General features: G+C 38.3%; 24 protein-coding genes and 1 pseudogene. 21 read left to right on the forward strand and 4 right to left on the reverse strand.

All coding sequences use genetic code 11. The features are described from left to right. The first annotated feature begins 18 nt into the window (after positions 1 to 18). Positions 19 to 588: pseudogene (locus AA0X71_RS08780) on the forward strand (Uma2 family endonuclease). Positions 589 to 608: 20 nt separating this feature from the next. Here AA0X71_RS08780 and AA0X71_RS08785 read toward each other — a convergent pair. Both AA0X71_RS08785 and AA0X71_RS08790 read right to left on the reverse strand, forming a co-directional pair. Beyond that, positions 609 to 1,553, reverse strand: a complete 945-nt coding sequence (locus tag AA0X71_RS08785) for an alpha/beta hydrolase (RefSeq protein WP_413361421.1) — start codon at positions 1,551 to 1,553, stop codon at positions 609 to 611. Between the two features lie 404 nt (positions 1,554 to 1,957). Then, positions 1,958 to 2,089: a hypothetical protein gene (locus AA0X71_RS08790; protein ID WP_413361423.1), complete on the reverse strand. Its 132-nt coding sequence runs from the start codon at positions 2,087 to 2,089 to the stop codon at positions 1,958 to 1,960. Positions 2,090 to 2,235: 146 nt separating this feature from the next. On the opposite strand from AA0X71_RS08790, the gene AA0X71_RS08795 reads away from it, so the two are divergent. From AA0X71_RS08795 to AA0X71_RS08805, 3 genes are all read left to right on the forward strand, one after another. Then, a complete protein-coding gene (locus tag AA0X71_RS08795) occupies positions 2,236 to 2,481 on the forward strand; it encodes a YqkE family protein (protein ID WP_413361425.1) in 246 nt (81 codons plus the stop codon). Positions 2,482 to 2,826: 345 nt separating this feature from the next. Then, positions 2,827 to 3,765, forward strand: coding sequence for an SGNH/GDSL hydrolase family protein (locus AA0X71_RS08800; protein WP_413361427.1), 939 nt, complete (start codon positions 2,827 to 2,829; stop codon positions 3,763 to 3,765). An 8-nt stretch (positions 3,766 to 3,773) separates the two neighbouring features. Further along, entirely contained in the window at positions 3,774 to 4,388 is a 615-nt protein-coding gene (locus AA0X71_RS08805) for a YpmS family protein (protein WP_413361429.1), read from the forward strand. Between the two features lie 533 nt (positions 4,389 to 4,921). On the opposite strand, the gene AA0X71_RS08810 is transcribed toward AA0X71_RS08805, so the two are convergent. Both AA0X71_RS08810 and mciZ read right to left on the reverse strand, forming a co-directional pair. Next, a complete protein-coding gene (locus tag AA0X71_RS08810) occupies positions 4,922 to 5,833 on the reverse strand; it encodes an aldo/keto reductase (RefSeq protein ID WP_413361431.1) in 912 nt (303 codons plus the stop codon). Positions 5,834 to 5,884: 51 nt separating this feature from the next. Beyond that, positions 5,885 to 6,037, reverse strand: coding sequence for a Z-ring formation inhibitor MciZ (gene mciZ, locus AA0X71_RS08815; protein ID WP_413361433.1), 153 nt, complete (start codon positions 6,035 to 6,037; stop codon positions 5,885 to 5,887). Positions 6,038 to 6,110: 73 nt separating this feature from the next. Here mciZ and AA0X71_RS08820 point away from each other — a divergent pair, with 73 nt between their 5' ends. The 17 genes from AA0X71_RS08820 (at position 6,111) to AA0X71_RS08900 (ending at position 20,680) form a co-directional block, all read left to right on the forward strand. Beyond that, positions 6,111 to 6,662, forward strand: coding sequence for an NUDIX domain-containing protein (locus AA0X71_RS08820; RefSeq protein WP_413361435.1), 552 nt, complete (start codon positions 6,111 to 6,113; stop codon positions 6,660 to 6,662). Further along, positions 6,659 to 7,825 carry an endonuclease Q family protein gene (locus AA0X71_RS08825; RefSeq protein WP_413361437.1) on the forward strand — a complete coding sequence of 389 codons (1,167 nt, stop codon included), beginning with the start codon at positions 6,659 to 6,661 and terminating at the stop codon, positions 7,823 to 7,825. The genes AA0X71_RS08820 and AA0X71_RS08825 overlap by 4 nt, the downstream gene beginning before the upstream one ends. Before the next feature lie 137 nt (positions 7,826 to 7,962). Next, positions 7,963 to 8,604, forward strand: coding sequence for a stage II sporulation protein M (spoIIM, locus tag AA0X71_RS08830; RefSeq protein ID WP_413361439.1), 642 nt, complete (start codon positions 7,963 to 7,965; stop codon positions 8,602 to 8,604). A gap of 137 nt (positions 8,605 to 8,741) precedes the next feature. After that, a complete protein-coding gene (locus AA0X71_RS08835) occupies positions 8,742 to 9,188 on the forward strand; it encodes a Fur family transcriptional regulator (RefSeq protein ID WP_413361441.1) in 447 nt (148 codons plus the stop codon). A gap of 226 nt (positions 9,189 to 9,414) precedes the next feature. After that, positions 9,415 to 9,642 (forward strand): YqzK family protein, encoded by a 228-nt coding sequence (locus AA0X71_RS08840; protein WP_413361443.1) that lies wholly within the window; start codon positions 9,415 to 9,417, stop codon positions 9,640 to 9,642. Between the two features lie 5 nt (positions 9,643 to 9,647). Then, complete coding sequence (xerD, locus tag AA0X71_RS08845) at positions 9,648 to 10,541, forward strand: site-specific tyrosine recombinase XerD (protein ID WP_413361445.1); 894 nt, start codon at positions 9,648 to 9,650, stop codon at positions 10,539 to 10,541. Between the two features lie 222 nt (positions 10,542 to 10,763). Beyond that, on the forward strand, positions 10,764 to 11,942 hold the full coding sequence (deoB, locus tag AA0X71_RS08850; RefSeq protein WP_413361447.1) for a phosphopentomutase: 1,179 nt from the start codon (positions 10,764 to 10,766) through the stop codon (positions 11,940 to 11,942). A 15-nt stretch (positions 11,943 to 11,957) separates the two neighbouring features. Beyond that, positions 11,958 to 12,776 carry a purine-nucleoside phosphorylase gene (locus tag AA0X71_RS08855; RefSeq protein ID WP_413361449.1) on the forward strand — a complete coding sequence of 273 codons (819 nt, stop codon included), beginning with the start codon at positions 11,958 to 11,960 and terminating at the stop codon, positions 12,774 to 12,776. A 33-nt stretch (positions 12,777 to 12,809) separates the two neighbouring features. Then, positions 12,810 to 14,114 (forward strand): pyrimidine-nucleoside phosphorylase, encoded by a 1,305-nt coding sequence (locus AA0X71_RS08860; RefSeq protein ID WP_413361451.1) that lies wholly within the window; start codon positions 12,810 to 12,812, stop codon positions 14,112 to 14,114. Between the two features lie 412 nt (positions 14,115 to 14,526). Next, positions 14,527 to 15,696 (forward strand): D-alanyl-D-alanine carboxypeptidase family protein, encoded by a 1,170-nt coding sequence (locus AA0X71_RS08865; RefSeq protein ID WP_413361453.1) that lies wholly within the window; start codon positions 14,527 to 14,529, stop codon positions 15,694 to 15,696. Between the two features lie 178 nt (positions 15,697 to 15,874). Beyond that, positions 15,875 to 16,225 (forward strand): anti-sigma F factor antagonist, encoded by a 351-nt coding sequence (spoIIAA, locus tag AA0X71_RS08870; RefSeq protein ID WP_095306629.1) that lies wholly within the window; start codon positions 15,875 to 15,877, stop codon positions 16,223 to 16,225. Between the two features lie 3 nt (positions 16,226 to 16,228). Then, a complete protein-coding gene (gene spoIIAB / locus AA0X71_RS08875; protein WP_413361455.1) occupies positions 16,229 to 16,669 on the forward strand; it encodes an anti-sigma F factor in 441 nt (146 codons plus the stop codon). Between the two features lie 13 nt (positions 16,670 to 16,682). Beyond that, a complete protein-coding gene (gene sigF / locus AA0X71_RS08880; RefSeq protein WP_413361457.1) occupies positions 16,683 to 17,441 on the forward strand; it encodes an RNA polymerase sporulation sigma factor SigF in 759 nt (252 codons plus the stop codon). Positions 17,442 to 17,557: 116 nt separating this feature from the next. Further along, positions 17,558 to 18,178, forward strand: a complete 621-nt coding sequence (locus tag AA0X71_RS08885) for a stage V sporulation protein AA (RefSeq protein ID WP_413361459.1) — start codon at positions 17,558 to 17,560, stop codon at positions 18,176 to 18,178. After that, positions 18,168 to 18,590, forward strand: a complete 423-nt coding sequence (locus AA0X71_RS08890) for a stage V sporulation protein AB (RefSeq protein ID WP_413361461.1) — start codon at positions 18,168 to 18,170, stop codon at positions 18,588 to 18,590. Before AA0X71_RS08885 ends, AA0X71_RS08890 begins: the two co-directional genes overlap by 11 nt. Positions 18,591 to 18,630: 40 nt before the next feature. Further along, positions 18,631 to 19,203, forward strand: coding sequence for a stage V sporulation protein AE (locus AA0X71_RS08895; RefSeq protein WP_413361463.1), 573 nt, complete (start codon positions 18,631 to 18,633; stop codon positions 19,201 to 19,203). Beyond that, positions 19,193 to 20,680: a spore germination protein gene (locus AA0X71_RS08900; RefSeq protein WP_413361465.1), complete on the forward strand. Its 1,488-nt coding sequence runs from the start codon at positions 19,193 to 19,195 to the stop codon at positions 20,678 to 20,680. Before AA0X71_RS08895 ends, AA0X71_RS08900 begins: the two co-directional genes overlap by 11 nt. Positions 20,681 to 20,683: the final 3 nt, after the last annotated feature.

A 20,683-nucleotide genomic window follows, 5' to 3' on the forward strand; every position in this document is an offset into this window, starting at 1 on the left:
GCTGAAAGGAATGATTTGATGGCCATTCCAAACGAAAAAGGGAGATATTCCTATGTCGATTATCAACGATGGGAAGAAGACAAACGGGTCGAGTTAATTGATGGTGAAATATTTGTTATGATACCCACTCCATCACGTAAGCATCAACAGGTTCTTAGAGAAATCTCTACAGCTTTTTCTATTTTTCTGAGGGATAAGAATTGTGAAGTTTTCTTTGCTCCATTTGATGTAAGGTTATTAACAGAAAACAAACAAGAAGAGAATATAACAGATGTCGTTCAACCAGATTTAGCCGTTGTGTGCGAACAAGGAAAGCTGGATGAAAAGGATGTAATGGCGCGCCAGATATGATTGTTTGAGATCCTGTCTCCTTCTTCTGTGAAGATGGATCGTTGGAATAAATATCAGCTTTATGAAAAAGCGGGGGTGAAAGAATACTGGATTGTTGACCCTAATAATGAGTCTGTTGAAGTACATCTTTTAGAAGGTCAATCCTATAAATTTGAAGGTGTTTTTACAAAAGGAGATACAGTACCTGTCCATGTATTAAAGGGGTTGGAATTAGAATTGAATCAAATATTTATATAAAAATGGCTGGCACAAAAAAATCAATCCGTGTCAGCCATTTTCTTATTGTCTTTGCCTGTCACAAATACATAATCCTCTAAAAACTCATCTACTACTTTCGCATAATCTTCCTTATTCTCATTCAATGATTGGGCATGAACCCCTTTTTCGGCGATAAAGAGCTTTTTTGGTCCTTGTTTTTGTTCGTAAAGAGCTTCTGTCATCGTAGGCAAGATAAAATCATCTTTTTTACTATGGATAAAGAGGATAGGTTTTTCGATATTATCAATAACTGAAATAGGGGAAACATCCTTTAAAGAGTATTTTTGCCGCATTTTAATAAAGAGATCGGCTACTGGTAATAGAAGCTTTGCTGGAAGCTTTAATTCAGCTTTTAAACGATAAGCAAGTTGTTCTTGGAAATCAGAAAAAGGGCAATCAGCAATATAAAAATCGGCCGCAACTTCAATCATGCCTGCATAAAGAAGCATAGTGGCAGCACCCATGGATTCCCCGTGAATGCCCAAAAGCAAATCAGGTCCACGATCAAGCCTTAGCCAATCAACAATCGTCTTTAAATCAAATTTCTCGTAATAGCCATAACTCGTTGTTTTTCCACCAGATTCACCATGCCGTCTATGATCATAGATCACTGCATTAAATCCTCTTTCTAAAAAAAGATTCATATACTTAATGGAATTGAATTTATTCTCTGTCACTCCATGACAAAAAATCACATATTTATTTGTGCGGTGAGGTTCGACAACGAGTGCTTTTAAATGGTAGCCAAAGTGGGAGGGAATCAGAATCTCTCGTTTCGGTAGCTGTTCAAAGGCATTTGTATCAAGCCTTCCAGCGGACTTTTCGCGGTCGATGATAAATTCATCATCCTTCTTTTTCATATACATAATGCGATTGGAAAAATACAAGCCAACAGTCAGAAAGGCAAATAGAAATGATACGATGAATCGCAACGCCCTTTTCATGACCATCCCTCCAAAATCAGATTTAGTATATTATCAATTTACTCAATTTTACCATCTTAGAAACAGTAAAAACGAATGAACGATATAAAATTTACGGTCTTAATGACCAAGGAGTAACGGCGCCAATAATTTTCTGGTCTTTTGAAGAGTGAATAGCTTCATTGACTCCGTTGCAGATTTCTTGATGTGTAAGCCCTCTCGAAGACACGCCATCTATGTCGTGTTTTTAGTGTGACTACTTCCATTTTAGGTCTATTGCGAAATCAACTCAAGGAAAGAGGAAGGAATTTCAGGATGAGAATGTCACTCCGCTGATTCATAGGTGTGACGAAAAGAGCATCACTGGATAGAAGTCCACGTAACACAACAAGAGACTTGGCATAAAAACCAAGTCTCTCATCTTTCTATTGTTTCGAGTTCTGCCTTTTTGTAGGGTGAATGGCTTGTTCTAAGTCTTCTACAGCAATGTTCTGTTTGACATTTTCAGCATGAGGTTGTCCTTTTTGACTATTCCCTTTTTCGCGCTTCTGACTCATACTCGTTCCCTCCTTCTAATAACATCTTCCATAGAATGAGTTAAAAGTGAGGAGGTTATACGTTGGTTAATTTTCAAGGAGTCATAACGGAAAAACGTAGGGATTAGTGATATAATATTTTTATGAAAAATGAGTGAGGGATAGACATGAAGAAAAAGAAACAGAAGACACAACCAAAAAATGATGACAAACCAGTAACACTTGGGGATATGCTAAATGCTGACTTACTAAAGCAGTTAAAGGACCAAAAGCAGCAGTTAAAAGATGCAGAAACAAAAAAGCAGATTGAAGAAGAGGAAAGAAAAAGAGAAGAGCGCCGCTTACGCGAAAAAAATAAATCGTTTGAAGAATTACTAGACGAAAGCCCGATGGACTGGAAAAAGTTCAAATAAAACCTGATACTCTAACTAAAACAGCCTCTATTAATCAAGGTGAGATGCTTGACCACGAACAGGATATCAGACTGATAAAAGCCTATATTGATCAAGAAGGTTTTCATATTTTAGGGGATTGATAGGGGCGAATCGTGTTCAGACTTCAAATCTTACTTTTGTGGGACAGATCAGTACTCCTCAAAAAACACCCGAACAAGTTTTGTTTGGGTGTTATTTATGGGGATTTGGGAAACCTTAAGGCGGCTGGTTTTAAAATCCACTTAATTTCACATATAATGAATGATAAAATAACTTGTTGGTTTAAATAATATATAGACTATGATATTAATAGAATTTGGTGGTGTGGATAAATTGAAGGGAAATAAAGAGTGGGTTGTAGCAGCTATTGTAATCATCGGGTGTTTCCTTCTTTATATATTTTTTCCAGGACCAACTCAAACTGTGTCTGAGGAAGAAAGTGTGAGTGTTGTATCAAATATGAATGATGCGCAAATAGAGGAGCATGATGGCGAAGAAGAGCAAGAAGGGGAAACTGAGCAAGAACAATCAGTGGCAGTGGTGATTAAAGAGAAGGTTAGGGAAATAATCGAAGGGGCAATTCGTTTTTTTAAAGATGATAAAAAAATTGTTGCGATTGGTGATTCACTTACTGAAGGTGTTGGAGATGAAACAGCAAATGGCGGTTACGTCGGTATTCTAAACCATACGTTTGAGAATCAGAACATTAACATTTCGATTGAGAACTTAGGGAAAAGGGGCAATCGAACGGATCAATTATTGCTCAGGTTGGAAAATGAAGAGATTGCAGCATCGATTAAGGAAGCAGATATTGTCCTTATCACAATTGGTGCAAATGATATCATGAAAGTGGTTCGAAGTAATTACACGAATCTTAATATCGAACCATTTGAGACAGAAAGAGTAGATTATGTTGAGAGACTAAGAGCTATTTTTACGAAAATGAATGAGCTCAATCCAGACATGCATATCTATTTGATTGGTTTTTATAATCCATTTGAGCGTGTCTTTGGTGACATTGAACAATTAGAGATTATTCTTGATAATTGGAATCATGCAGGTGAATTAGTGACAGCGGAATTTGATAATGTATCTTACATTCCTACTAAAGATTTATTCACCAATTCAACGATCGACCTATTATCTGATGATAATTTCCATCCTAATACAAGCGGTTATAAATTGATGGCTGAGCGTGTGCTTGAGTCTTTGGATGATGTTAATGAAGAAACAGAGCTACCGAGTGAGGATACAGAAGAGTAGGTGAAAAAATGGGAGTACAGTTAAAAAGAAAACCGACATGGAAGCAATTATTCATAGGTTTGGCTGGAGCGAATGGTATTTTGTTGATCCTTTTCTTCGTTCTATTGCTTTGGCCGGTATCTGAATCAGAGGTCCCTGAGAAAGCTTTTATTGAAGAAGAGCCAGGAGCCGAATTTACGGTCAACTCAAGCAAACAGAATTTGAATGAGTTAGTTAATGAATATGTCGATAAATTTATGAAGGATCAAGACGATAAATATACCGTTGACTTTGGTGGTGAAAATGTTAGATTACTAGGGTCAATCGATGCTTTTCACACTGAAATTCCGATCTCCATTACCCTGGATCCCTTGGTACAGGAAAATGGCGACCTTGTTTTATATACTTCGGAAATGTCGCTTGGATTACTACAATTACCAGAAAAAAAGATCCTTGAATACGTGAAAAAAGAATTAGAAACACCAGATTGGGTTAACATTGACCCGAGTAGCCAATCGATCTATATTGGAGTTACGCAAATGGAAGTCAAAAGTAACTTCAAGGTCAAGGTTCAGAGCTTTGATTTGAAGAATGATCAGATCACATTCAGAATAAAAGTTCCGAATAAAACGTTAGGGTTATAGAGGTAAACGGTTCTTGTGCTGCTAATTGAGAATTGGCAGTATGAGAACCGTTTGTTTTCAAGGGTTCTTTATTATCGGCTGGGGGAGCAAGCTAAGCCCCGAGTGTGCTGATTAATAGACGGTCTCAAAACTCCGCTTATTTTCTCCGAAGACAGCCCTAATAAAGCAATAACAGGAAAAATTCCGGTTAATTAGCAAATATCGTTAAAAAAGGCTTAAATAACAGGAAAAATTCCGCCTATTGACTTCAAAAACGTGAAAATAGGTGGTTTTTCTCTGCATAACCGGAAAATCTTCCGTTATCCCCCGACAATGAGCTTGAGCAAGTCCTATAACAGGAAAAATTCCGCTTATTTTACTATCACAAATTAAAAGTGATGCTGCTCAGAAAAACACCTTACATAAATTTCCACTTATACCTTTTGCTAGTCTCAAAAAGGAAACTCGTCAATAGCTATAGCAAGTTTCCTTTTTTATATCCCAAAAACGATGCCGATACGACTATCATTTCGGCACGTATTATCTCAGCGCTTTTACCGATGTGCCAGATATGTATGTGCGGGCACAATCTTTTGAATCAGTGCCACTTCTTCTGCAGTTAGTGGTGCAGATTTCACAGCTTTTACGTTGTTTTGCAGTTGCCCAATGGAGCTTGCTCCAACGATGACCGATGCAACAGCAGGATGGGCTAGATTGTAGCGTAAGGCTATTTCGGTTAATGGGCGAGAATGGGCGACTTTTTTCTGTAGTTCTGTGATGATCTGTTGCAGATCTTCATAGCTATGTTCTAAATAACCGGATGCAGACGCTTTTTCAAGACCTATTTCACTTAATAGCCCCTTCGCGACAGAGCCGCGTGTGACGACACTGATATTATGTTCATGCAGGAGGGGAAGTGCCTCCTCTTCAGGCTTTCGATCAAGAATGCTATATTGCATCATGACCGAAACAATATTCGATTTTTTCACGTATTCACGAATGACATTTGGTCGGATTGAGGAAATGCCATAATAGCGTATGAATCCTTCTTCTCGTAATTCTTCGAAAGCTTCAATCGTTTCATCAATATGGTCTTCAATCGTCCCGCCGTGAAGTTGGTACAAATCAATATAGTCAGTATCCAATCTCTTTAAGCTTTGTTTCACGGCTTCTTTTATATACGTTTTTGAAGGGTCCCAGCTCCAGCCCTCCTTTTGCTTATTCCAACGATTTCCTACTTTTGTCGCAATAATGACTTGGTCACGTACATGCTTTAATGATCTTCCCACGATTTCTTCATTTACTCCAAAGTCATATAAATCAGCCGTATCAAAGTAGTTAATCCCTTCGTCTAGGGCGGATTCCACTATTTTTTGAGCATGAGCTTTGTCTGTTCCAAGGGACATACATCCAAGACCCAATTCGGTCACCAGTAAATCCGATGTTCCTAATTTATTTTTCTTCATCTCATTTCACCTCTCCTTTTATTTTATTAAAAGATCGAGGGAAAGAACAAATTATGTGTCTGACTTACAAGGTTTTTCATTTTGCATGAATTGAATCCAGTCATGAAGACGATCATAATGTTGGTAGTATTCTTTTAATTTCGCTCGAATCTCCCAAGCCTTGCCGATGAGAATAACCCCTCTATCATGCACATATACCTTCATCCATACTCCTCCAATTTAAGTATGCTACACTATATGTACAAATCATTTAGAAATAGAACTGGAGTGAACAATAATGAAGAGTTTAGAGGAAAAAACAATCAAGTCAGAACCTATTTTTTCAGGTAGAATCATTCGTGTCCAAGTGGACGAAGTTGAGTTGCCTAATGGAAAAACATCAACACGAGAAATTGTGAAGCATCCGGGTGCTGTAGCGGTTCTACCAATCACAGATGACGGAAAAATCGTCATGGTTGAGCAATATCGTAAACCGATGGATAAGGTGTTGGTTGAAGTCCCTGCTGGAAAGCTTGAAAAAGGAGAGGAACCTGCGTATACGGCAGAAAGAGAGCTTGAGGAAGAAACAGGATATGAGTGTCAATCATTAGAATGGCTTATCTCCTTTTACACTTCACCAGGTTTTGCAGATGAAGTAGTTCATGTATATGTGGCGAAGGGATTAACGAAAAAAGAAAATGCGGCAAGCCTTGATGAGGATGAGTTTGTCAATGTGCTAGAGGTGACATTGGAAGAGGCTATCGAATTAGTGAAAGAACAAAGGGTTTATGATGCAAAAACCGCATATGCAATCCAATATTTACAACTTCAAGAGGCGTTGCAAAAGTGAATGACTATTTTGTCGATTTACATATCCATATTGGCAGAACGGAGACGGGTAGAGCGGTCAAAATTACCGGTGCAAAAACGTTAACTTTTTCTAATATTATTGCCCATGCAAGAGATTTAAAAGGGCTACATATGGTTGGAATCATTGATTGCCATTCACCTGAAGTGATCATTGAAATGGAACGGCTTTTAAATGAAGGGAAATTAGTTGAGCTTGAGGATGGTGGCCTTTTTTATGAAGGACTCACGATTATCCCTGGTTCAGAGCTAGAAATATATGATGAGGGAACGAATGGGCCGATCCATGTTCTTTGTTACTTCTCCAATCTAAAAACGATGAAAGCTTTTTCCGATTGGCTTGTGGGGCATTTGAAGAATATTCATTTAAGCTCACAACGTGTCTATGTCACAGGACGAGAACTACAAGAAAAAGTAAGAGAATTAGCAGGCTTGTTTATCCCAGCGCATGTATTCACTCCGTTTAAAAGTTTGTATGGAAAAGGAGTGAAGGAATCATTCAATGAGGTGTTTGATTCTTCTTTAATTGATGGAATTGAACTGGGATTAAGTGCCGATACCCAGATGGCATACAAAATAAAGGAACTCCATGATTATCCGTTTTTAACGAATTCTGATGCTCACTCTTTAGGGAAAATTGCAAGAGAATATCAAAAAATTCGCATGAAAAACGCAACCTTTACTCATTTAGAAGAAGCGCTAAAAGGGGTAGATGAGCAAAAAATAGTAGAAAATTATGGGCTCGATCCTCTTTTAGGAAAATACCATCAAACGGTATGTGCAAAATGTTTTTTGAAGGTAGATGAACATCAGAAAGAATGTCAACAATGTGGTCATAGAAAACTTATCAAAGGTGTGGCAGAACGAATTAGGGAATTAAAAACAGCAGAGCAACATCCAATCAATCGTCCACCGTATATTCATCAAGTCCCTCTTCAATTTATTCCAGGACTTGGTCCAAAATGGTTTGAGAAGCTATTGAATCATTTTGGCACAGAAATGGCCATTCTTCACAAGGTACCCGAAGCGGCTTTATTTGAGGTTGTACCTGAAAAGATTGCCGGGTACATCATTCAGGCGAGAACAGGAACCTTATCCTTTGATGCAGGTGGCGGAGGAAAATACGGAAAAGTTTCCGCAAAATAGAAATGGTTGATAGAGCTTAATGGATGAGGTATATAATTAGTAGATTACTTATTTTTAATAGATTCTCATGTCATATAGAGGCTAGGACAGGCATACATATTACTGTAAGTCTATTTAGAACTCTAGGAGGCCATGGCATGAAGAAAAAGAAGTACCAGGATATCGTCTCTAATCATTTTCGTGAACATTCGTCCATATATTTGTTTGTGGTCGTCCTCTTTCTTATGGGAGTGATTTTTGGGGCCATTGTGGTAAACAGTTTGAGTCTAACGCAAAAAGAAGATTTATTTTATTATTTATCGCAATTTTTTGGCCAAGTATCAGATGGGAAGGTTGCAGAACCCTATGATTTGCTATTACAGAGTTTTTTTCATAATAGTAAATTTGTTGGCTTGATGTGGATATTAGGAGTGTCCATTATTGGACTACCGGTCATTCTTGTATTATTGTTTATTAAAGGAATGGTTGTCGGTTTTACCGTTGGTTTTTTAGTTAATCAGATGAAATGGAATGGATTTCTACTTTCCTTTGTATCGATATTGCCACAAAATTTAATTATCATCCCCATCTTTATTTTCGGAGCGACTCTATCGGTTGCATTTTCTATCAAAATGATTAGAAGGCAATTTATGAAGAAAATGGGACAACCGGTTTTACCGTTACTTGGTCGCTATGTTCTTGCTTATTTAGGGGCTCTTGTCATCTTAATACTGGCTGCAAGTGTGGAGGCTTATGTATCCCCAGCCTTAATGAAGTTTGTGGTAAATGCAGTTCAATAAGAGGATTAGAAAACCTTTAATGATAATTATTATTATATAAAAATCATTTTCTTTACTTAATTGTAATGATTTTATTTTGAAATTACTCGGCTCTCTGTTATAATAAAAGCGTGACAGTGGCGAGGAGGACAAACGTAATGGAAACAAGAATTGAGAGAATTAAGAAACATTTACATTCATCTAGCTATAAGCTAACACCTCAGCGTGAGGCTACCGTAAGAGTTTTGCTAGAACACGAAGAGGATCATTTAAGCGCTGAAGATGTCTACCTCCTTGTTAAAGAAAAGTCACCAGAAATTGGTCTAGCAACTGTTTATAGAACACTAGAGTTATTAACTGAGTTGAAAATAGTAGATAAAATAAATTTTGGAGATGGCGTCTCCCGTTATGATTTAAGACAAGAAGGAGCAGCGCATTTCCACCATCATCTAGTCTGTATCGAATGTGGGGCAGTGGATGAAATTCAAGAAGATTTATTAGAAGATGTCGAAGCGGTTGTGGAACAAAGATGGAACTTTAAAATTAAAGATCATCGTTTAACATTCCATGGCATTTGCTATCGTTGTCAAGATAAAGAAGAATAGAACAAAAGCCTTTTTCAACATAAGAAAAAGGCTTTTTTACGTTTAATGGGATCGTTCGTGCGATCAAATCGTCAATACATCTGTATAGTAGGTATATTTCTTGTCCTACTTGGCATATCTTTACTATGAGGATTGTTTTCTCTAGAATTGTTCTCGAAAAATGAATGAGATCATTTCTAGAATAAACAACCATACATATATGATATGTTATGGAGGACACGAAGAAATGAAATCATGGATTAAACTTGTATTAAATACATTTAAAGTATTTTTACTATTCACTGCATGCACAATTCTTTTTTACTATGGTATCATGTGGGTAAATGAAGAATATCAGGATTATCACCGCTATGATGAACCGAATGGTACGGCGATTAAAGTATCGGCGAATGTCAATGAGGAAGAGCCATCCTGGTTCAATCGGTTAATTTTGTTTTACTTAAACGGGGAGTAATGAGAATGGAGTTTCAACTAAAGGATTTTATGCATTTTTTATTGGTCGAAAAGGGACTAGCCCAAAATACGCTTATTTCTTATGAACGAGATTTGAAAAGCTATATTAAATTTCTGCAAACAAATGAAGGGATTTCGACCTTTCAGGACGTTCAGAGAACGCAGATTGTGCAATTTTTAGGACACCTGAAAGAGCAGGGGAAATCATCAAAAACATTGGCACGGCACACTGCTTCGATCCGCGCTTTTCATCAATTTATGTTACGGGAGCGGGTCGTTGACCAGGACCCATCGATTCATATTGATACACCAAGGCTTGAGAGAAGTCTCCCTAAGGTTCTCAGCATGAGTGAGGTGGAGCGATTACTAGATTCACCTCAAACTACCGACCACTATGGAAAAAGAGATAAAGCGATGCTTGAACTTCTATATGCCACAGGGATTCGGGTGAGTGAATTAATCAACTTAAATATTGATGATGCTCATTTAACGATGGGGTTTGTTCGTTGCATTGGAAAGGGGAATAAGGAAAGAATCATTCCTCTAGGAAAATCGGCTACAAATGCCATTCAGCACTATTTAGATGAGGGACGCCCACAATTTGTATCAAAGAAGCATAAAGATGATGCCTTGTTTTTAAATCATCATGGGAGAAGATTAACAAGGCAAGGCTTTTGGAAAATTTTGAAGCGACTCACGAATGAGGCAGGAATTCAAAAAGAATTAACGCCCCATACGTTACGTCATTCTTTTGCCACTCATTTATTGGAAAATGGGGCAGATTTGAGAGCAGTTCAAGAAATGCTCGGGCATGCTGATATTTCAACAACACAAATTTATACTCATGTCACAAAGACTCGTATGAAAGATGTATATAGTAAATTCCACCCACGAGCTTAATGATAGAATAAGAGAGTTTATTTTGCGAAGCTGCTTATGAATTTATAGGTAGCTTTTTCTTGTCTTTCCTTGGTACTTTTTAGTAAAATATAGATGTCAGACTTCTGACAAATTAAAGTTGATTGTATTCTATGTTCATGCAGGGAAAAGTAAGCAACATAGATGTCATAGAAACGAATTATTTATGTCTAGGGATGAATGACTTCCCAAGGAGGAGATTGAATGACTTATCAGTATAAACGAATTTTTTTAGTTGTGATGGATTCTGTAGGAATCGGCGAAGCACCTGACGCTGAACAATTTGGTGATTTAGGGGCAGATACATTAGGTCATATCGCAGAAAAAATGAACGGCCTAAACATGCCAAACATGGGAAAATTGGGTTTGAGTAATATTCGTGAAATTAAAGGAATAGAAAAGGCTGAGACACCACTTGCTTTTTATACAAAAATGCAGGAGGCTTCAAGCGGAAAAGATACAATGACTGGCCATTGGGAAATCATGGGTTTACATATTGATACCCCGTTTCGAGTATTCCCAGAAGGATTTCCTGAGGAATTAATTTCCGAGCTAGAATCAAGAACAGGCCGCAAGATCATCGGAAATAAACCAGCAAGTGGCACAGAGATTCTTGTCGAGCTAGGCGGAGAGCATATGAAAACAGGAGACTTAATCGTCTATACCTCAGCAGATTCAGTACTCCAAATTGCTGCACATGAAGATATTGTTCCGATCGAAGAACAATATAAAATTTGTAAAATTGCTCGTGAGTTAACGTTAGATGAGAAATATATGGTTGGACGTGTCATTGCTAGGCCATTTGTAGGCGAACCTGGAGCATTCAAAAGAACAGCTAATCGACATGATTATGCACTGAAACCATTTGATCGAACCGTTATGAATGAACTGAAAGATGCTGATCTGGATGTGATTGCGATTGGGAAAATCTCCGATATTTATGATGGAGAAGGGGTAACTGAATCGTTACGAACTGTATCCAACATGGATGGTATGGATAAACTGGTGCAAACATTAGATATGGATTTTACCGGTTTAAGTTTCTTAAACTTAGTGGACTTTGATGCCCTTTTCGGCCATCGAAGAGATCCACAAGGATATGGAAAGGCGCTAGAAGAATATGATGCAAGACTTCCAGAGGTATTTGCAAAAATGCGGGAAGATGATTTGCTCATCATCACAGCCGATCATGGGAATGACCCTATACATCATGGAACTGACCATACACGTGAATATGTTCCATTGCTCGTATATGCGAAGAATTTAGAAGGAAAATCATTGTCGATAAGAGAGACTTTTGCAGATATTGGGGCAACAGTTGCTGACAACTTTAATGTTAAGCTTCCGAAATATGGACAGAGCTTTCTTAGCGATTTAAAGTAATGGAGGAGAATTTGAATGGATTATGAAAAAATTGTAGCTGCAGCTGAATATTTACAAAAAAAGATGGACGTAAAACCTGTGGTAGGCCTTATTCTTGGTTCTGGGCTAGGAGTTCTTGCAGATGAAATTGAAAATGCTGTCCGCACACCTTATCAGGAAATTCCGGATTTTCCTGTTTCAACAGTAGAAGGACATGCGGGCCAGCTCGTTTTTGGTCAATTAAATGGAGTACCCGTTGTCGCAATGCAAGGTCGATTTCATTTCTATGAAGGCTATAGCTTTGAACAAGTGACATTTCCAGTTCGTGTCATGAAAGAGTTAGGAGTCAAATCTCTAATTGTGACAAATGCTGCTGGTGGTGTAAATGAATCATTCGCTGCTGGGGATCTCATGCTAATTTCTGATCACATTAATAATATGGGCTCTAATCCGTTAATCGGAAAAAATGATTCAAGATTAGGTGTTAGATTTCCTGATATGTCAGAAGCATATTCAAAAGAATTGATTCAAAAAGCAAAATCAGTTGCATCTGAGTTAAAGATCAAGCTTCAAGAAGGTGTTTACGTTGGCAACACAGGTCCTACATATGAAACGCCAGCTGAAGTAAGAATGTTACGTGTAATCGGTGGCGATGCTGTCGGAATGTCGACAGTACCAGAGGTAATCGTGGCGCGTCATAGTGGTCTTGAAGTATTAGGAATATCTTGTATTTCCAATATGGCTTCAGGTATTTTAGATCAACCTCTAAACCATGAAGAAGTCATAGAAACAACAGAAAAGGTAAAAGAAAACTTCCTTCGCTTCGTCAAAGCGATGATCAAGGAATTAAATTAGCTTATTATTTCTGAAAAAAGTGGTGATTAGTCTATGAGAATGGTCGATTTAATTGAGAAAAAGAGAGACGGAGAAGAACTAACCACAGAAGAAATTCAGTTCATTATTAAAGGATATACAAAAGGAGAAATTCCAGATTACCAAGTAAGCGCGTTGACGATGGCGATCTTTTTTCAAGGGATGACGGAAAAAGAACGAGCAGATCTCACAATGGCCATGGTTCAATCTGGTGAACAAATTGACCTTTCTGCAATAGAAGGGGTCAAGGTCGATAAGCATTCAACTGGAGGAGTTGGTGATACCACTACTCTCGTATTAGGTCCTCTTGTCGCAGCGGTTGGAGTCCCTGTGGCGAAAATGTCTGGTCGTGGTCTCGGTCATACCGGAGGAACAATTGATAAATTGGAATCCATTTCGGGATTCCATGTTGAAATCACAAAAGAAGAATTTATCCGCCTAGTCAATAAAAATAAACTGGCGGTCATCGGTCAAAGTGGGAATCTGACACCAGCAGATAAAAAGCTTTATGCTTTGCGAGACGTGACGGCGACAGTTGACAGCATTCCACTTATAGCAAGTTCGATTATGAGTAAAAAAATTGCCGCAGGTGCCGATGCCATTGTCTTAGATGTAAAAACAGGTGCTGGGGCATTCATGAAAACGATAGAAGATTCCCGTGAACTTGCAAAAGCAATGGTTCAGATCGGTAATAACGTGGGCAGAAAGACGATGGCGGTTATTTCTGATATGAATCAGCCACTTGGTTTTGCCATTGGCAATGCGTTAGAAGTGAAAGAAGCAATTGATACGTTAAAAGGCGAAGGACCAGAAGATTTAACAGAGTTATGCCTTGCTTTAGGAAGTCAAATGGTTCTGTTAGCCAATAAGGCGAACAGCTTAGAAGAAGCAAGAGAAAAGCTTCAAAAAGTAATGAAAGATGGAAGTGCTCTGAAAACATTTAAAACATTTCTAGAGTCCCAAGGCGGAGACCCTTCTGTTGTAGATGAATCATCAAAATTACCACAGGCAAAGTTCACGTTTGAATTAGAAGCAAAAGAAGGTGGCTATGTCACAGAAATAGTAGCCGATGAAATCGGAACTGCGGCCATGCTTCTCGGAGCAGGGAGAGCTACAAAAGAATCTGATATCGATTTAGCAGTAGGCTTCATACTCAATAAAAAAATCGGAGACAAGGTGACCAAAGGCGAATCCCTCGTCACCATCTACAGCAATTTTGAAAACGTAAACGAAGTCAAAGAAATGTTATACCAAAACATAAAAGTATCCCAGACCAAAGTAGATGCCCCAACACTAATCTATGAAGTAATTACAGAATAAACGAAGTATAGAACTTCTAACTAGACCATGAACAAACTCGATGAAAACCGAGCTTGTTCATGGTCTTTTTTTGATTTAATGAAGAAAAAATTAGTAAGCAAATATATAAAACTGAATCAACCGAAAGACTGCTCTAAAACGCAAACCAGCTGATTGGAGCGGAGGGTGCTTGACTCCTGTGGGAATAGCGGGACAGCCTAGACCCCACAGGAGCTTGCTCCGAGGAGGCTTGGCGCCCGCCCCACGGAAAGCAAGGACCCGGAGCGGAAATCAGCATTCTCACTACCATTTCAGCCCAAGAGTTCTTTTAAATGAAAAATCACTAATTAAATTTTATAAAGCACAACTTTTTTTTGTATATTTTTAGTTTTAATGGTGAAAAATGGATCTATAAAGAATGGAGGGTTATGTCATGAAAAGGTTTGTATCTATGTTTTTAATAGCAATACTGGTTACATCTTTGATTACCCCTGCTGTGTTAGCAGAAGAAAAAACGGGTGTTAATTTAGCCGATGATGCAAAATCAGCCATCTTAATTGAAAGAGATACTGGCACAGTACTTTATGATAAAAATAGCAATGAACAGCTACCCCCTGCAAGCATGACGAAAATCATGACGATGCTCTTGATCATGGAGTCTATTGACAGTGGAAAGCTAAAAATGGATGAAAAAATCCGCACAAGTGAATACGCTGCTTCCATGGGAGGTTCTCAAGTATTCCTTGAACCAGGCGAAGAAATGACAACCGAAGAAATGCTAAGAGCGATTGCGATCGGTTCTGCGAATGATGCATCTGTTGCAGTAGCGGAGAGAATTGCCGGCTCAGAAGAAGCATTTGTTGAAGAAATGAATAAAAAGGTCAAGGAACTTGGACTTAAGAATACATTATTTCAAAATACCACCGGGTTACCTGCAGACAATCATTATAGTACTTCCCATGATATGGCCATTATCGCTAAAGAACTTTTGAAATATGATGGAATTACAAAGTTTACAGGTACATATGAATCCTATTTACGAGAAAATTCGGAGAAGAAATTTTGGCTGGTGAATACCAATCGACTGGTTAAATTCTATCCTGGGGTTGATGGTTTAAAAACTGGATTTACAAGTGAAGCCAAATATTGTTTAACAGCGACAGCTGAGAAAAAAGGGATGCGAGTGATTGCGGTTGTATTTGGTGCACCGACTTCAAAAGCAAGGAATGCACAAGTGACAAAAATGCTCGATTATGCCTTTAGTCAATATGAAACACATCCATTATTTGAACGAAATGTCTCCATTGAAAAAGCGAAGGTGAGCAAAGGAGACATGAAAAAAGTGGATGCTATTACAAGTGAACCGATCTCCATTTTAACGAAAAAAGGAGAAAGCGTTGAAGATGTGAAACAAGAAATTGTGATCAACGAGGATATTAAAGCTCCTCTTAAAAAAGGTGATGAAGTTGGTCACTTAAAACTGATGAAAGATGGCAAAACGCTGGTGCAAAGTCCTCTAGTTGCGAGTAAAGATGTAAAAGAAGCAAGCTGGTGGGTATTATTCAAACGTTCTTTTGGAATGTTTACAAAGGCTGGTGATTAACCAATTTTTCAAAATGAGTGAAAGCACATTAGTGTCAAAAATGCTAAACACATCATTTGTCGAAATCTCTAATATTCCAACTTTTTTTAGCGAATTGTTACTAGTTTTGTCCATAAGAAGGAAATCAAGGTTCAAATAACGAATTGACTCACTATGAAAGACTAAGGAGGTTTGATTAGTGAGTCTAGACATTGAATTAGAAGTCAAGCAAGATGTTTTATGCATTCGTCTTAGTGGTGAGTTAGATCATCATTTTGCAGATGAATTGCGTGAACGAGCAACAAAGGCAATTGAAGAACATCAAATTCGTCATATTGTCTTGAATTTAGAATCTTTAACCTTTATGGATAGCTCAGGTCTGGGTGTGATTCTTGGTCGATATAAGCAAATTAAGCAAAAGCATGGTGAAATGGTCGTATGTGCAATTTCCCCTAGTGTCCAAAGGTTATTTGATATGTCAGGCTTATTTAAAATAATACGTCTTGAGCCGACAGAACAATTTGCTTTGGAAAGATTGGGGGTAGCATAATCAATGAAAAATGAAATGCATTTGCAGTTTAATGCTCTAAGTCAAAATGAATCATTCGCTAGGGTTACGGTTGCTGCGTTTATTGCACAATTAGATCCAACGATGGATGAATTAACAGAAATTAAAACAGTTGTATCAGAGGCTGTGACGAATGCGATCATACATGGATACGAAAATAATCCTGAAGGAATCGTCTATATTTCAGTAAAGCTAGAAGACGATTTTATCGATATGTCGATCAAAGACACGGGCTTAGGTATTGATAATATTGATGAAGCACGTCAGCCCCTTTTTACTACAAAGCCTGAGTTAGAAAGATCAGGCATGGGTTTCACCATCATGGAAAACTTCATGGACGAAATTGAGATTCACTCAAAGCTAGGAGAAGGTACAGAGGTTCGATTAAGAAAGCATTTAACAAAGAGTAAAATGTTATGCAATTAAGGGAGTCTTGCCTATGGATGTGGAGGTAAAATCAGACAAGAGTAAAAACTTTTTAAAAGACCATGAAGTCAAGGAGCTAATTAAGAGAAGTCAAGATGGTGATGGCGACGCAAGAGACATGATTGTACAAAAAAACATGCGCCTTGTGTGGTCAGTCGTGCAACGATTTCTTAATCGAGGGTATGAGCCTGATGATCTCTTTCAAATTGGTTGCATTGGATTATTAAAATCAGTGGATAAATTTGACCTATCATATGATGTGAAGTTTTCCACTTATGCGGTACCCATGATCATTGGTGAAATCCAACGATTTATTCGTGACGATGGAACGGTGAAAGTTAGTCGTTCCTTGAAAGAACTGAGTAATAAAATTCGCAAAGCGAAAGATGAGCTTTCGAAAAACTTAGGAAGAATTCCAACCATTAATGAGCTGTCGGAGTTTTTAGGTATCCCTGCTGAGGATATCATTCTTGCACAAGATGCGAATCGTACCCCTTCCTCCATCCATGAGACCGTCTATGAAAATGATGGTGATCCGATTACATTATTGGACCAAATTGATGATGGAAATGAAGGAAAGTGGTTTGACAAAATTGCTTTAAAGGAAGCGATCCGTGAGCTCGACGAGAGGGAAAGATTAATTGTCTATTTACGCTATTATAAAGATCAAACACAGTCGGAAGTAGCTGAACGATTAGGGATATCTCAAGTACAGGTATCGAGGCTGGAGAAGAAAATACTGTTGCAAATGAAAGACCATATGGATGTCTAGTCCATATGGTTTTTTTGCGCTTATCACCCATTTTCCCACTTTTTGGTGTTCATGAAGGAAATAGCTGTTACTCATACTATTTATACAAGGAAATCAATGTGTGGGATGTGATTGTAATGGAAGAGACCATTTATATTCGAATGCGACATCGAGTCCAAATTCGTCCGCACGATACGGTTCACTTAGGAGACGTAGCCCAAATTATTGCAGATGAGAAAATTTTCAAAAGGTTGCAGGAACTACCGATTTTTCAAGACAAAGCACAGGATCATAACATTATTATTATTGATGTGATGAGGGTCATCCAGAAGATTACAGAGGTTGTTCATCAGATCGAGGTTCAACCCATTGGTCCTTCACAAACAATTGTGGAGGTCATCCATAAGAAAAAAGGAGTGTCCATCCCTTTTTTTATTTTGATTTGGTGCTTATTGTTCTTCGGCTCCGCCTTGGCCATCATGTATTTTCATGAAGATGTGGCCATGCAGGAAACACAACAACGTCTTTATACGATTATTACAGGCAAGGTTGTAGAAAAACCGTTATTGTTTCAAATTCCATATTCGTTCGGTTTAGGTATTGGAATGGTGCTCTTTTTTAACCATGTATTCCGTAAACGTTTAAATGATGAGCCAAGTCCCCTTGAAGTAGAAATGTTTAATTACCAGCAAGACTTAGACCGATATGTAAGTTTGACAGAAAACAAAGAAAGCATGAGGAGAATTGATGACGATTAAAATTGCCTTCATCATTTTCATTGGTCTTGCAGGGGGACTAGCTGTTGGATCAGGATTCGTTGCCTTTTTAACTGTACTCGGGATCATTCCAAGACTCACGCAATTAACGAAAACCATGAAAATGATTATTTGGTATCAATGGGCTGTGGTGTTTGGTGCAATAGCCGGCGGTTTTGTCAGTCTTAGGGATTCAATTTTACATTTTTCTCCTTATACATTGATCCCTATGGGGGTGGCAGGAGGGATTTTTGTAGGTATGATGGCCGCAGCTCTTACAGAAGTTCTAAATGTTTTTCCCATTCTAGCAAAGCGGATTGGTTTAGAGGAAAAGATCGTCATTCTTATGATGGCTTTTGTATTTGGAAAAATCTTTGGTTCATTATATCAGTGGTTGTATTTTGTAGGTGATTAGATATTTGCCAATCCTATCTACACATGAAAGGAAAGGATCTATGGGTGAACGAAAGCGCATCATAATCATTACAGATGGGGATGAGTACGCAAGAAAAGCAGTGGAGCATGTGGCAAAGGAGATAGGAGGTCGTTGTATTTCCATGTCACACGGAAATCCCACGGCGATAACAGGCTCTGAAATCGTAGCCTTAATTAAGAAAGCTCCTCATGAACCAATCCTTGTTATGTTTGATGATAGCGGCTTGGTTGGAGAAGGATATGGAGAAAGTGCCCTGAAATTTGTGGCGAAGCATCCAGATATTGAAGTATTAGGTGTTTTAGCGGTGGCGGCAAAAACGAGGCAAGCAGAGTGGACAAGGATAGATGTCAGTGTCGACCGCTATGGAGAATTGACGCCATATGGGGTTGATAAATATGGGGAACCAGAACTAGAGATAGGGAGATTAAATGGAGATACCGTCTACAGCCTTGACGAACTCGATTTACCAGTAGTTGTGGGGATAGGGGATATTGGAAAAATGTCAGGAAAGGATTCATATGAAATCGGTGCACCGATCACCAAAAAAGCGATTGAAATAATCCTAGAAAGGAGCGGGTTTCATGAAAACTAAAGGTCCTACGGAGCATAAGAAATCAATCCCTACTAATCCTGAAGAAGTGAAAAATTATATGGAAGATAGGATAGGTTTAGGTGAAAGCTTTGATCTAGGTGTCAGAAAAATAAAAGTTTTAAATAAAGAAGTTCAGTTTTATTATGTAAATGGGTTATGCGATTCAGAATTTATCATCTATATATTAAAAGAGCTTGTCGATTTGAATGATAAAGAAAAAAAATCCGGAGATGTCTTTAAAATAATAGAAAATCGTCTCCTTCACCAATCCGTATCAGTTGTGAAAACGATGGATGAGTTAGTCGACCAAGTACTTGCTGGATTAATTATGGTTGTAATGGAGGGAGAATCTGAAGGTTTTGCTGTTGATGTAAGAAGCTATCCTGGTAGACAACCACAAGAACCAGATACAGAGAAGGTTGTCAGAGGGTCAAAGGATGGATTTGTAGAGAATATTATTATGAATACAGGACTTACCCGTCTGAGAATAAGGGATGAAAGATTAAGATTCGAAATTTTGAAGGTAGGGGAACGATCCAAAACAGATGTGGCAATTGCTTACGTAAAGGATGTAGCAAATAAGGATCTCATAGATATCATCAGAAAAGAACTAAATTCCATTGAAGTTGATGGTTTAACGATGGCTGATAAAGCAATTGAAGAATATTTAGTGAAACAGGGGTATAATCCGTATCCGCTCGTGCGATATACAGAAAGAGCAGATGTAGCAGCGACTCATTTATTAGAAGGTCATGTTTTGATCTACGTTGATACATCGCCGAGTGTCATTATTACTCCGACGACCTTTTTCCATCATTTGCAGCATGCGGAAGAATATAGGCAGTCTCCAGCTGCTGGAACGTTTATAAGATGGTGTCGGTTTTTAGGGGTGTTTGCTTCATTATTTTTAGTTCCTCTTTGGCTCATTTTTGTGCTAGAACCATCGTTATTACCAGAGAAACTTAAATTTATTGGTCCGAATGAAGAGTCGAATATACCGATCATCTTACAAATTTTTTTCTCAGAACTAGGTTTAATGTTTTTACGATTAGCGGCTATTCATACACCAACACCCCTAGCAACAGCCATGGGTTTAATTGCCGCTGTTTTAATCGGACAAATCGCCATCGATGTAGGTTTATTTGTCCCTGAAGTGATCCTGTATGTAGCGGTTTCGGCGATGGGGACTTTTTCTACTCCGAGTTACGAACTAAGTATGGCAAACAATATTATGAAACTGATATTGTTAATTTTAGTTGCTCTTTTCAAAATTCCTGGGTTTGTGATTGGAATGACCGTTTTCATTGTATTCTTAGCAAGTTTGCGTTCTTTAAGAAGTCCATATCTGTGGCCGTTTATTCCGTTTAGCCCAAAGGCCTTCCTGCAAATTATTATTCGTAGTTCAACGCCTGGCTCAAAGATTAGACCGAGTATCGTAAGGCCACGGAATCGACAAAAGCAAGCAACCAATCCTTAATAT

The sequence above is a fragment of the Robertmurraya phoenicis genome, from assembly GCF_047302285.1.
Classification (GTDB): domain Bacteria; phylum Bacillota; class Bacilli; order Bacillales; family Cytobacillaceae; genus Robertmurraya.